General features: G+C 43.7%; 8 protein-coding genes. 6 read left to right on the forward strand and 2 right to left on the reverse strand.

The features are described 5' to 3' along the window. Positions 1-384 precede the first annotated feature (384 nt). Both JMX97_RS08100 and JMX97_RS08105 read right to left on the reverse strand, forming a co-directional pair. A complete protein-coding gene (locus JMX97_RS08100) occupies positions 385-1,197 on the reverse strand; it encodes a crotonase/enoyl-CoA hydratase family protein (RefSeq protein ID WP_201556662.1) in 813 nt (270 codons plus the stop codon). Between the two features lie 94 nt (positions 1,198-1,291). Continuing rightward, on the reverse strand, positions 1,292-4,987 hold the full coding sequence (locus JMX97_RS08105; protein ID WP_201556664.1) for an ATP-binding protein: 3,696 nt from the start codon (positions 4,985-4,987) through the stop codon (positions 1,292-1,294). A 614-nt stretch (positions 4,988-5,601) separates the two neighbouring features. Between JMX97_RS08105 and cysM the strand changes: the two genes are divergently transcribed. From cysM to JMX97_RS08135, 6 genes are all read left to right on the forward strand, one after another. After that, positions 5,602-6,600, forward strand: coding sequence for a cysteine synthase CysM (gene cysM / locus JMX97_RS08110; RefSeq protein ID WP_201556666.1), 999 nt, complete (start codon positions 5,602-5,604; stop codon positions 6,598-6,600). A gap of 29 nt (positions 6,601-6,629) precedes the next feature. Further along, entirely contained in the window at positions 6,630-7,454 is an 825-nt protein-coding gene (locus JMX97_RS08115) for a 3'-5' exonuclease (RefSeq protein ID WP_201556668.1), read from the forward strand. Between the two features lie 81 nt (positions 7,455-7,535). Beyond that, the gene (gene rlmD / locus JMX97_RS08120; protein ID WP_201556678.1) at positions 7,536-9,077 is read left to right on the forward strand and encodes a 23S rRNA (uracil(1939)-C(5))-methyltransferase RlmD; all 1,542 of its coding nucleotides are present in this window, start codon (positions 7,536-7,538) and stop codon (positions 9,075-9,077) included. Positions 9,078-9,424: 347 nt separating this feature from the next. Next, a complete protein-coding gene (locus tag JMX97_RS08125) occupies positions 9,425-11,983 on the forward strand; it encodes a RelA/SpoT family protein (RefSeq protein WP_201556680.1) in 2,559 nt (852 codons plus the stop codon). Positions 11,984-12,124: 141 nt separating this feature from the next. Next, entirely contained in the window at positions 12,125-13,024 is a 900-nt protein-coding gene (gene mutM / locus JMX97_RS08130) for a bifunctional DNA-formamidopyrimidine glycosylase/DNA-(apurinic or apyrimidinic site) lyase (RefSeq protein WP_201556682.1), read from the forward strand. Between the two features lie 419 nt (positions 13,025-13,443). Then, positions 13,444-13,884, forward strand: coding sequence for a hypothetical protein (locus tag JMX97_RS08135; RefSeq protein WP_201556684.1), 441 nt, complete (start codon positions 13,444-13,446; stop codon positions 13,882-13,884). Positions 13,885-13,896: the final 12 nt, after the last annotated feature.

Below are 13,896 nucleotides of genomic sequence, written 5' to 3' on the forward strand. Positions count from 1 at the left end.
TAAGGAGACGTTGGCGAGCTCTGGGGTTACTCTCGGTCTTCGAGAGTTTGCCAAAGTCATGATCTTTTAGGGTATATGTTGGTATAGTCATAGCTGAATTATACTATATATTATGGGTTTGGTATAAAACGGACACACACATGAATTTGGATAACTGGCAAAAATTTTTCTCGCTTGCTGTGTGACTGCGTCACTTTTCGAGCCTTCGAAAATTTCTTTCAGCTATCCTATATCTGTTTTAAAACGGTTTAGCTATGTAGTCATTCTTGTATAAAGCTATTATATGAAATAACCATAAAGGAGACTGTTTAAAGAGTGTTCGACTCCCTTGTCCGCCAAAATTCAAAGTTCACAAAGCTTTGAAAGTCGCTCGTCTATCTTTAACTAGCGAAACTGGCGTTTAGTAAAGGTTGTTCCCGCTTCTTTGGCTTTTTTTACGGCAAGCTTACGGTTGCGCCCTAACATTAATTTAAGTTGCCACATTTTTTCTTTATATAACGTCAGGGCCGATTGCTGATACATGGCATTCACGATACGCTTACTTGCCAGCACCGCATCGGGTGACCGCTGAGCAAACTCGGCGGCAAGGGTTTGCGCCTGCTCTAATGGCGACTTGCTGCAATGGCTAATCAGTCCTAATTGCTTACCTTGTTCGCCATCTATAACACGAGCGCTCATTGCCAGCTCTTTTAATATGTCTGCACGCACGACCCCAAACCCTGATTGAGTCAATCCCATATCTGGTACTAAGCCCCACTTCGCCTCCATAATAGCCAGCTTACAATCAGGGCTACTGATACGTACATCACAGGCTAATGCCAGTTGTAATCCTGCGCCGAGACAGTGGCCTTCTAGCACCGCAATAACCGGAACAGGAACATCACGCCAGATCAGACAGACCCGCTGAAATAGACTTTGACTTGGCTTAATTAGCTCCCATAATGCAGAGGCTTGATTTTTGGGCTGATTTAAATCACCCAAATCAATACCCGTACAAAACGTACCTTCAGCGCCATCAAGAATAACTGCTCGTAAGGTTTTATCTTTGCTGATACGCCCTGCAACTACAATCAACTCACGCATCATCTCAAAGCTCATAGCATTTTTTTTCTGTGGACGACTTAGAGTGACGGTTAAGATATCTTGGGTAATACTGACTTGTAGAGTCTGATATTGATGAGTGGCGATAGCGTGCATAACAGTCCTTAGGGATAACAATAAATAAATAATATTGAAGAATAAGATGACTTTTTAAGATAAGGATAAAGTTAAGACAAGGATAAAAATAATATCAAATCATTTTCCAAGTCATGTCATTTTCACTCAGACGATGATAGTTCAACTGCGAATACGGCGACAAATCAAGCGTTTGCAGATTGGTCAGTGCCAGTAACAAAGCTTCATAATAAGGTTTGAGCATAGCAATCTGTGCCGGCGTCGTATGTTGAATATTTAATAAGCATTTATCTTCTAAATTTTGGCTGGCTTGGCGCAGTTGTGGCACACCCGTATAGCGACTACCCCCTAAGATTCGATGGGCAATTTGCGCGAGCATGCTACGATCTCGGGCTTGCCACGCTTGGGTTAACACCTCTTTTTCATCAGCAATAGTATCAAGCATCATGATAATGAGCTTGGCTGCAAGATCTGGCTTATTCGCTGAGCGGGTCAATGCATCTTGCCAGTTTAAAATATCTAACGCCTCGATAGTATTTGTCTTTAAAGAAGTATCTTTTGGATTGCTCGATTTTGAGTCTATGCCCTCTATACTGCCTTCACCTTCTATAACGTCCGTTTTAGGACGGTCTAGCGTTTGGTATACTGGAGCTTTTAAGGGTGCTTGCCCCGATCTTTGATAGTGCAAATTTTCATAGCGCGGCTGGGTAGCACGCTGCGGCTCACGTCTATAATCATCACGGGGCTGACTATCGCGCAAATAGTCATCACGGATTTTTTTTAGCGATAAGGGACGGGCTATCTTTTTATCTGCTTGAGCACCTACTTGCTTGGTATGGGGAGCAACATCTATCCCATCATTATTTGCAACAGCCAATGAGTCAATAGTTTCAGCAGTATTAACAGTCATTAAGCCTTTATTAGGCGGTGAGAGATTTTGAGAACCGATAGTTTGCGGCGTGGTATTGGTGGGGGTTGCCGTTAGGCCTTGAGGCGTTGCCGTACGTCCAAGCCACTTTTGTAGAACTTGCAGCAGTTGCGGCTGGCTAATAGGTTTACCCACGTAATCATCAATGCCGCTGGCGATCAGCTTATCACGCTCATCGGACAACCCATGGGCGGTTAAGGCAATAATAGGAATACGAGTATCATCCACTTCGATTTTGCGAATTTGCTCCGCCGCTTCACGCCCTGACATCCGCGGCATCTGAATATCCATAAAGATCAAGTCGATACTGTTTTTATTATCAGAACCAGTCTTATCTTCAGCGTTTACATCCGCAGTAGACAAAGGGTCCTTCGAGGTTTTGTTGACCTGCGCATGTGCTTGAGCTTTAGAAATTTGCGTTTTGTTTGACAGGCTTTGCTGGTTGGCTTTGGTTGCTTTTATATTTTTAGTTTGCTGCTTGCTGATGAGCTCTATGGCATCAAAACCACTATTGGCAGTGATGACCTGAATGCCAAGCTCACTGAGCAGAGCATCTAACACCAACAGATTGGGCAGGTGATCATCGACCGCCAGCACAGTTACTCCTGTCCAGCGCGGTGCTTGGGTTTGTATCGGCGCACTAGATTTTTGAGTATCGAGCATGGCATAGAGTTGCCGCTTATCTAAGGGCTCATATAATATATTGGCATGATAGCGATTTAATAGCGCTTGATCGGCGGCGACCTGATAACCAAATACGGCAAGCTTGCCTTGATAATGCAGGCGAATTTGTTTGAGCAGCGCCATCATATCGTCTTGAGTATCGTTATCGACGATCACCCAATCCCAATAGTTGCCTTGCTCTTTTAGCGATTCCAGCACACCCGGTAAGGAATTAGCTTGGGTCAGCTTAATGGGTAGGTTTTGCAAACTGGCCTTAAGCACCTGCCTAGAAGCCGTATGATTGATCCATACCAAAACGTGAAACTCATCGCTGGCACTGGCAAGTGGAGCAAGCACAGGCAGCGCAATAGTTTGACCTGTGGCCGCCTCTAGCACATCAACATGCGCTGGCATCCGAAACCAAAACGTCGCCCCTTGATTGGCAATGTTCTCTTGTGCATTATCATAAAAACCAATATCACCGCCCATAAGCCGCGTTAATTGCTTGGATATTACTAGGCCCAATCCTGTGCCGCCGTATTGGCGCGTAATAGATGGATCACCTTGGCTAAAGCTTTGAAACAGCATTTTTTGATCGGCGGCCGAGATACCTTTGCCACTATCTTGCACGCTAATCATCAAATAATTATCGCGATGATCATCCAAACCAACGCGCACTACCACATCACCACCATCGGTGAATTTAATCGCGTTACCAACGATATTGGTCAGCACTTGCTTAAGGCGCAGTGCATCGCCAACAATACGCATCGGTACATCGTTATAGAACAGCACCGCCATCCGCAAGCCTTTTTCTGCAGTGACTGGCGAGAACATATCGACCACATCATAGATAGTGTCGTACAGATCAAACTCATGACGATCAAGCACCAACTTACCGGCTTCAATCTTTGAAAAATCCAGAACATCATTGACCAATGCTAATAAGTGCGCAGAAGATTTACGAATGGTTTGCACATATAGATCTTGCTCAGCATTCAGCTCGCCGTGGCGTGCCAGCAAATTAATAAAACCATCAATGCTGTTCAGCGGGGTACGCAGCTCATGGCTGATATTGGCCAAAAACGCAGATTTAGCTTGGCTGGTTGAGATTGCAGCATCACGCGCATCTCGAATTGAGATGTTTTGCATTTCCATCTCATCAAACGCCAGACGTAAATCATCTTCGGTTTGTTCCGCATGGTCTTTGAGCTCTTGAAAGCTGCTATGTAGACGGCGTAAGGTTCTGACTAAATCTTGCTGCAATAAGTTCAGTTCCCCATCAGTCTCAACGGGAACGGGTTTATAGAGATTATCGACATGGGTACGTTGTAGCTGCAAACGCAGCTCATAAATCGGCGCAATCCAGCGTTTGGCGTAGATATTTAAGCTCAGTAATAAGATTAAAATAGTGATCAAACCAGTAATGACCAGTGCCATAGCGATACGATAGCGCGCGATATACAGCGGCTCGTTGTCCATATCGACCAATAGCCATAGCCTTTGACCTTCAAAATTGCCCAGTACACTGCCATAAGCCGTACCGATAGGGGTGGCTTGTTGCGATAAGAAGCGCTGCGACGCATCTATTAGAGGCCACGGCTCATTAACCCCATAGCCCACCGTAGCGAGTAGTTGATTGTTCTCATTGATAATAGCAATACGCTGTACATGCTGCTCAGACTGCATACGACTGAGTCTTTCGCGAATCGACACGAGGCTTGCTACGGCTCCTTGCCGCGCAAGCTCTGTACTGTCTTGACTCTCATCGACAACGACTGTACTTGATTGTGCAGAAGTAGACATGCCTCCTAATATTTCTTCTGAGAGCGCGGTACTGCCCAAGCTACCGAAGCTTGTACCAATATAGTGATCTGAGTGCACCTGTGATAAGGGTAGATGCTCAGCGGGTATACCCTTATCAAGCGCGGCTTGACTAGCCGCTGCCATATTATCGATAAGGTTCTGAGCATTTTCCTCGTTTGCTTTTGACTGCTGCTTTTGTTGCAGCAATAATTCAGGAATAAGCTCAGTAACCATCGGTTTATAGCGGATTAAGAACGCTTCTGCTAAAGCTTCTTGCTCTGAATTACTGGCTCGCATGGTCTCATAGAATACTAAGATGCCACCGACTGCTGCCAACACACAAATCGGCAAAAACACCAATATAATCAACTGGCCATAGGCGCTACTAGTATCGAAGCGTTTTTTGTATGCCATGCTAGATTTAAACCCCACTATCGTTTATACCGTTTATATATAGCAGCTGTAGATCGCTGTTCCTATATAGCTAACTGTCTAAATATTGTAGGTATTTTAACAGCATTTATAAGTGTAAGTGCTACCAATGCAGTTTGGTGAAAATAAATAAGCGACATGCGCGTTTGCAAACAATGGAGTCTTTCTTGTATTAGAGGTTGTCTTTACTGAAGCTCATATATTGGCTTAGTATTCGAACGGCTATAGAGTACTTTGAGGTTAATGGTTAATTTTGAAAAGCAATCTAGTTGCCCAGATTTTTTAAACCCTTTTTTAAACAGGGTCTATTTACCAATAAATATTGATGCGATAAGCGCAGTTGAAAACAAAATGATATAATGGCGCTACTTTTTATTTGCCGCAATAAAGTCGTTCCAGTAGTATCGTCTCAACCTATTATTGTGGTCATACGTTTCTATAGCAACCCTTAAAATTGTTAGCTAAAAACCATCATTTAAGAACTATCATCAAATATTAAGATGACTTCTTGAGCATTAAGCTATTACTTAAGAAACTATTACTTAAGAAGCTTCCATTTAAAAACCGTTATCTAAAATAATCAACAAGGATGCCTTATGTCGTCTACGACCCCGTCAAACGCTAACTTTATCACTCAAGTCGCTGATCTTGCTGATTGCGTTGGTCAGACGCCCTTGGTCCAACTACAGCGTTTGCCTGAACAAGAGCAAATTACCAATGGTGCGGTGTTGTTGGCCAAGCTTGAAGGCAATAATCCTGCCGGTTCCGTTAAAGATCGCCCTGCTTTTAATATGATTTATCAAGCGGAACAACGCGGTGATATCAAGCCTGGTGACACCTTGATTGAAGCAACCAGTGGCAACACTGGTATTGCTCTTGCGATGGTAGCCGCCATGCGCGGTTATCCAATAACGCTACTAATGCCAACCAAATCAACCCAAGAGCGCAAAGATGCCATGACGGCATATGGAGCTACTTTAATCGAAGTTGATGAAGGCATGGAAGCGGCACGTGATTTAGCGTTAAAGATGCAAGATAACGGTTTAGGTATCGTACTAGATCAGTTTAATAATCCTGATAATAAGCAGGCACATTACCTTACTACAGGTCCTGAGCTATGGGCGCAAACCGACGGCAAGATCACTCACTTTATCAGCTCTATGGGGACTACAGGCACCATTATGGGTGTCTCGCAATATTTAAAAGAACAAAATCCAGAGGTCAAAATTATTGGCCTCCAGCCTGATGAGGAAGCCTCTATTGCGGGCATCCGCCGCTGGCCTGCTGCTTACATGCCCGGTATCTTTGAGGCTGATGCCGTCGATGAGATGATGGATATTGATCAGTATATTGCCGAAGTTTATATGCGTAAACTTGCCAAAAATGAGGGTATTTTTGCGGGGGTATCCTCAGGAGCCGCTGCGTGGGCAGCCGTGCAAGTTGCCAAAGCCAACCCTAACGCGGTGATTGCCTTTATCGTCTGTGACCGCGGTGATCGTTATTTATCGACTGGTTTATATAATGTTGATGACAGTCTTGATGATACTACTCTTAATAACAGTATTAGTGACAATATAAATGACAATACCAAATAAGCGTAACAAACGATAGCTCAGGATTATTTATGCCACATGCCTTACCTTGCAACCCGATATTGGTCTTCGATATTGAGACAGTAGCGGATACCGATGCCGCCCGCCGTATCTATCCGCAATTGGCTGATTTAAACGATGCTGATGCCATGAGCGCATTGCAAGCGATTCGTATCCAAGAAGCGGGACATGATTTTATGCGGCTGCCACTTCAGCGTATTGTCTGTATCTCTGCGCTATATATCAAGGACGGTCAGCTCTCTTTGTTTTCCTTGACCGCGGACAAGTTTAGTGAAAAGGACATTCTTGCCAAATTTTTTCGAGCATTTGGCGATATTGATAACTTGCCACAGCTGATCAGTTGGAATGGCTCAGGGTTCGACATCCCTGTACTTATTTACCGCGCCATGCAGTACGATTTGTCAGCGCCTTGGCTGTTTGAAGAAGGCGCACGTATTAAAAACATGCGTTTTGACAATTATGTTAACCGTTTCCAAACCAAACACCTTGATTTGATGGACAGATTTAGCCAATACGGTGCCAGTCGGCGTGAAGCGATGGACATAGTCGCCAGTCTATATGGTCTACCGGGCAAAACTGATGTTGACGGTAGTATGGTCGGTGAGCTCGTTGCCAACGAAGAATGGCAAACACTATCTATATACTGCGAGTCTGACGTGATGAATACTTGGCTGATTTATCTACGCTGGCTGCGTCTAACCGGACAGCTTTCATCGCCATCTTTTGATTATTGGCAGCAGCAAAGCCGCAATTACATAGCCAAATTCACTCAAGCGGATGGTAGCTTACGACATCAAGAATTTATTGCTGATTGGACGTCATCGCCTGCATCATAAGTACTGACATTATAGGAGCTGATAGTTATCAGCGCCCTTTATTCCCTTTTATTATTTCTCATTTATTGTTAAGGCAGGTTTATGCAACCCACCGATTCTAAGACTTCTACAGCACATGACACTACTCAACAAACCAGCGACACTCAAACCATTACGGTTCCGCCTAATAAGAAAAAATCCAAACCCTCATCAAAGACGCGCAGACGTCTAAAAGAGGCGCAACCCCTACCCTTTACTATTGATGGCCTATCGCATGATGGACGCGGCGTTGCAGTATATGGCAATGGCTGGGGCGAGGAAGACGGTCATGTAGAGGACAAACATGGCAAAAAAATCTTTGTCAGCTTTGCCTTGCCAGGTGAAAGCGTTGACGTCAAGCTGACCAACAGCCGCACTAGCTTTGAAGAAGGCGATGCGCTTAACGTTACTGCCAATCCTAATCCTGAGCGCGCCGTGCCGCCCTGCCCGCACTTTGGGGTTTGCGGTGGTTGCAACTTGCAACATTGGCAGCCTGATGCACAAATTAATTTTAAGCAGTCAGTGCTTGCCGAGATGTTGACGCACCAAGCGGACACGCAGCCTGATACGTGGCTGGCGCCAGTGGTCGGTGATCGACTGGGTTATCGTACTAAGGCGAGAATGGGTGTGCGCTATGTCGCTAAAAAAGAAACCGCGTTAGTCGGCTTTCGTGAGCGTTCAAGTAATTTCTTAGCTGAGCTGAATGAATGTCATATCTTAGACCCCCGTATCGGTTTTGAGATTGAAAACTTAAAGGCGCTGATCAGCTCGCTTGAAGCCCGCAGTCAAATTGCCCAGCTTGAACTGGCAATGGGTGAATACTTGCCAGAACTGCCTGATGGCAACCAACCGGTGGCATTGATTGTACGTAATCTATCGCCTTTATCAGACAGTGATGTGGACAAACTAAAAGTCTTTTTTGCTGCACGTAACTGGCAGTTATACTTACAATCTAAAGGCGTTGATAGCATCAAGCGCATTGCCCTAACGGATAATGATGATATGAGCCAGCAATTTGGTCGCTTGTACTACCAATTGCCCGAGTATGATTTGACTTTCGAATTTATTCCTACTGACTTTACCCAAGTAAATTTGTCCGTCAATCGAGAAATGACTAAGTTAGCTTGTGATTTATTGGACTTAAAAGCGGGTGAGCGAGTATTGGATTTATTTAGTGGTTTGGGTAATTTTAGTTTGCCGATGGCACGCTTGGTTGGTGAAACCGGCACGGTAGTTGGGGTTGAAGGTAGCGAGGCGATGACTCTACGTGCTGCTGAAAATGCTCGTCGCAATGGCATTTATAATACCGAGTTTTATAGCCAGGATTTGACTCAAGACTGTACCGATCAGCCGTGGGCCAACCAAGGATTTGATGCGCTACTCATCGATCCACCGCGCTCTGGGGCTTGGGAAATTATGCAATATTTGCCTAAGTTTAACGCTGAGCGTATTGTTTATGTCTCGTGCAATCCAGCCACTTTAGCACGTGATACCAAGGCGTTACTTGAACAAGGCTACCGTCTGACCCACGCTGGTGTCATGGATATGTTTTGTCATACGGGTCACGTTGAGTCGATTGCACGCTTCGAGAAGCTATCCGTTTAGTTACAGTTTTAAAAAAAATAGATTAAAGCCCATTAGTCAAGCGGCTATTATGTTACCCTCACCTATATTAACATTACAGAGCTCTGCTTGATTTGTAGCGTGTAGTTGAGATAATAATTGCCTACTGGCTTATGCATTTTTTGCTCAAAATATGACAAAGAATGTGGTAAATATTGGGATCTATAGCCTTATAAATACTAGGTATTCGCCTTTATATCAGCTGCTAAAAAATGGACTTTTTGGCGGCTATGTTGATTTATATTTGATAGTTTATGAGATATAAATCAGGGGTTGCACGTGGCGAGTGAGGTCATAAATAATTCAAAAATAGCTAAGAGGAATCGGCTATGGTAAAAATTCGTGAAGGCTTACCGCTGGTAGATGGACAAACCACGCAAGCTGACAGTGCGACATTAACAGCGCAACTGGTTGCCAGTCAACGCTCTCAGCAGTCTGCTAACAGCTACGCCCAAATACCGCTTGATATCAAACAACAGCTGACGACCCATAAACTACACACTACTTTTGATCGCTCAGCGCAGCATGCTCATCATAATCATAACTCAAAGTTTGAAAACAAATATTTGGCCAATACCCATTTGGACGAAGCCCCTATACTCTCAGAAGCGCTTGAGGTTGTCGATTTAAATCATGCCAATATTGATGTCCCTGCTTGGCTAGACAACGTGGCCAAACGTATCGGGCAAGAGTCGGTACCCAACCTTAGCACTGCTTGTGAGTTTATCCGTAGCCGTATGAATACCAGTGAGTCTGAGCGCTCAGGCGCCTATGTGACTGGTATTGGTATGACAGATATTTTAACCTATCTGTATCAAGATGAAGACGCGCTAGTCGCTGCTATGCTATATCGCAGTGCGCGTAAGTCCTTGATAAGTCTCGCTGATATTGAGAAAAAATTTGGTGCTGATATATCTACCCTAGTGAAAGATACTTTATCGATGGGTAAGCTGTCAGAAATTATTGAAAGCAATAAACGCCTAGAAGATCACTTCGTCAATAATCAGCGCGATCAGTTATCGAACATTTATAGCATGCTCATCTCGGTCACCAACGACGTACGTGTGGTACTCATTAAGCTTGCTGAACGTACATTTGCCATGCGTGAGCTGACCTTTGCTAATGCTGAGCGCCAGCACCGTGTCGCACGTGAAGTCATGACTATCTATGCCCCGCTTGCGCACCGTTTGGGTATTGCGCAGCTTAAGTGGGAGCTTGAAGACTTAGCCTTTCGTTATCTTGCGCCTGAGCGTTATAAAGAGATTGCCAGGTTATTATCTGAAAAGCGTAGCGAACGTGAGTCTTATATTCAGCGCGTCCAAGATAAGCTGAATGATGCTTTGACAGAGGCCGGTATTGCTGGTGAAGTTTCGGGACGCGTCAAGCACATCTATTCTATCTATCGTAAAATGAAGCTGAAAGGCTTGTCATTCGATCAACTATACGATATTCGTGCCCTACGAATTTTAGTCACTAACCCTTCAGACTGTTATCACGTTTTAGGGTTGGTACACGGTTTATGGCGCTATATCCCTGAGCAATTTGATGACTATATTACCAATCCAAAATCCAACGGCTATCGCTCATTGCATACTGCTGTTATTGCGGAGAATAAGTCGCTTGAAGTACAAATTCGCACTCACGAAATGCATTTTGAAGCCGAGCTTGGCATGTGTGCCCATGTTAATTATAAAGAAGGGCTAAAAAACAAAAAAGACAATTATCTCAATCAAAGAATCAGTTCTCTACGCCACTTACTGTCTGTCAATAACGAAACCCGCAATCAGCTGCGCTCTACGCTAGTGACTGGTGAAGAGCATGATGAAATAGAATTTTCTGAGCTTGATGATGAAGAGCAAATCGTTGATTTTGATGAGCTCGAACGTATTTATATCTTTAGTCGCGATGGCGATATTATTGAGCTTCCGAAGGGCGCGACTGTCCTTGATTTTGCTTATTACGTGCACACACAAGTGGGCAACCGCGCCCAAGCCGCAAGAGTAAATCAGCGCTATGTGCCACTGACTTATCAGCTTAAAACTGGCGAGCAAATCGAGATTATTACCAAAGCCTCACGCGAGCCCAACCGTGATTGGTTGGTGGCATCACTGGGTTACATTCATACTAATCGAGCGCGCTCAAAGCTACGTCAGTGGTTTAATAAGCAAGATCGTGATAAAAATATTGAGATTGGTCGGCGTATGCTGAGCAAGGAGCTTGAGCGCTTATCAGTCCATCCCAACAGTATTGATTTGAACGATTATCTCCAGTATTTTCACGTCAATAATAGCGATGATATTGTGGTCGGTTTGGTAACTGGTGAGATAGGCATAAACCAGCTTACGGGTCATATTTCTCGTCAGCTGCATTTAGAACCTGAAAAACAAGAAGAAGAATTTGCACCCAGTGTTGACCCTAAGACCACGGGTAAGATTGATGCTTACAAGATATGTATCGATGGTTTGGATAATATTGAGATTAATTTAGCAGGCTGCTGTCATCCCGTACATGGAGAGCCGATTACTGGCTACATTACCTTATCGCGCGGTATCAGTGTCCATAACCGCGGCTGTCCAGAATATATGCGCTTAATTGAGCGCGACCCCGAACGTAAAATAGATGCTGCTTGGAAGTCTAATTCTGGTCGTTATCAGCCGGTTGATATTCATGTCGAAGCTTATGATCGCCGCGGCTTACTACGTGATTTGACCCAAATTATTGATAAAGAAAATGTCAATATTCGTCAAGTTGAGACCCAAAGTACAGACGACAACATTGCTTTTTTAAGATTCCATGTTGAAGTTTCGGGACTTGCGCATCTATCTAAACTATTAGCCAAGCTTGAGCAGCAGCATGGTGTTTTACACGCCCGCCGCGCCGTTGCATAACAACCTATTAGTTAGCATCTGCCGTTTAGCACTTATCATTTAGTGTCTATCTTTTGGAGATGGACAATAGATATTTTTAAAAACAGATTCTTTTAATACCACATTCCTTTAATAACAACAGAGTCATTATAGAAAACTACTATGCCTGAATTACCCGAAGTTGAAACTACCAAAACCAGTTTAATTCCTTTATTAGGACAGCAAGTTAGCAATGTCCAAGTGTTCCAGCCAAAATTGCGTTGGTTGATGCCTGATGACTTGAATAGCTTAATTAATTGTACTTTGTATACTGTAGAGCGGCGGGCAAAGTATTTAATACTTACTTTCGCATCTACAATAAAGAAACTACCGCAACGCCAATTAATAATGCATCTTGGCATGTCAGGAAGTTTACAGCAATATCCAGTGGGTACTGATAAACGTAAGCATGATCATTTAATTATGACTTTTAGCAATGCTGAAGGCGTAGACACACAGCTACACTATCACGACCCTAGACGCTTTGGGGCCGTTTTATGGTATGCAGACTATAGTGATAAATTGCTGAATCATTTGGGTCCTGAGCCCCTATCTACAGAGTTTACCGCAGACTATCTTTATCATTTAATCCAGCGTATTCCCATTGCTAATGAGATACCAAACGATACAGCCAATAAGCCGAGCAAACGCCCTATCGCACGTGCTATCAAGTCAGTGATTATGGAACAACAAGTCGTGGTTGGCGTAGGCAATATTTACGCGACTGAAAGTTTATATCTAGCAGGTATTCATCCAGCAACACCCGCTCATCAGCTAACGTACAATCAGACCGTTATACTGGTCGATCATATTAAAGCTATCTTAAAAAAGGCGATAGAACTTGGTGGCTCAACACTACGCGATTTCACGGTAGCTAGTGGTCAAACGGGTTATTTCCAGCAAACATTAAATGTCTACGGTAGACAGGGTGAGACTTGTCCGCACTGCGATACGGTACTCGATAACATCAAGCTCAATGCACGTGCCAGTGTTTATTGTCCAACCTGTCAGCCGCTAAAATAAGTGGCACCCGATAAATTATCATAGAATACAGAGTCAGCTCTAAAGAGGTTGGTATAATTTATAAAAAATGCCTTGGTATTTAGTGGATTAGATATAGTATGAATAGTCGGACGCTGTGTGAAAACTGTAGCTGGCTTTATTCTTTTACTAACACAAATAACATTAATCGAGATTGAGACCTTAATAAGGTAAAAGTTATTTATTACCTAGTAGTTTGTCAACGCCCTGCATATATCGTGCGCATTTTTGTTGCTTATCAATGCACATCTTGCTTTAATAGTAATAGCACTTACACAAATAGCGTTTATCGCTTATTTATATGTAATATTCAATTATAATAGCAATGGTTGATGCTTTATTTCCATGTGAAAACAGCAGCAACTATTAATAACAACGCTTACGAGTTTTAGGATATTGTCATGATGTTTACAGCCAACACCCAACGTACAGTTAAGCATAGGCTTCTTACGGCAATCGCCAGCGTAAGCTTAATTATGGTTAGCATGCAACCTGCATTAGCCGCTATAGAAATTGATGAAACTGACTTTGGCCCCTCTTATGAAACTATGGCGGTAGATACTATAGTTGGTAAGCCTCTACAGCTGGTAACTGCTGTTGCTGGTACGGCCGCTTATCTGGTCAGTCTGCCTTTCTCACTTATCGGTGGTAATGCAGATCAAGCACAACAAAAACTATTCGTTGAACCTTGGGATGCGATGGCCCGCTGCTTAGGCTGCACCGTAGCTGAAGACAACTATTACAAATCACAAGTGGTTAATGATAATGTAGTACGTATCGTCGTCGATCGCCCATCAGAGATTTTAATTAACACCAATGATTATGTGATTGTCACGCCTTAGCCTCTACTTATA

It is taken from the genome of Psychrobacter sp. 72-O-c (genome assembly GCF_904846605.1).
GTDB lineage: Bacteria > Pseudomonadota > Gammaproteobacteria > Pseudomonadales > Moraxellaceae > Psychrobacter.

Bases quoted from the DNA above. Each gene is read 5' to 3' on its own strand.
- JMX97_RS08115 (WP_201556668.1), top strand. From the start codon at position 6,630: ATGCCACATGCCTTACCTTGCAACCCGATATTGGTCTTCGATATTGAG.
- mutM (WP_201556682.1), top strand. From the start codon at position 12,125: ATGCCTGAATTACCCGAAGTTGAAACTACCAAAACCAGTTTAATTCCT.
- JMX97_RS08105 (WP_201556664.1), bottom strand. From the start codon at position 4,987: ATGGCATACAAAAAACGCTTCGATACTAGTAGCGCCTATGGCCAGTTG.
- cysM (WP_201556666.1), top strand. From the start codon at position 5,602: ATGTCGTCTACGACCCCGTCAAACGCTAACTTTATCACTCAAGTCGCT.
- JMX97_RS08100 (WP_201556662.1), bottom strand. From the start codon at position 1,197: ATGCACGCTATCGCCACTCATCAATATCAGACTCTACAAGTCAGTATT.
- JMX97_RS08135 (WP_201556684.1), top strand. From the start codon at position 13,444: ATGATGTTTACAGCCAACACCCAACGTACAGTTAAGCATAGGCTTCTT.
- rlmD (WP_201556678.1), top strand. From the start codon at position 7,536: ATGCAACCCACCGATTCTAAGACTTCTACAGCACATGACACTACTCAA.
- JMX97_RS08125 (WP_201556680.1), top strand. From the start codon at position 9,425: ATGGTAAAAATTCGTGAAGGCTTACCGCTGGTAGATGGACAAACCACG.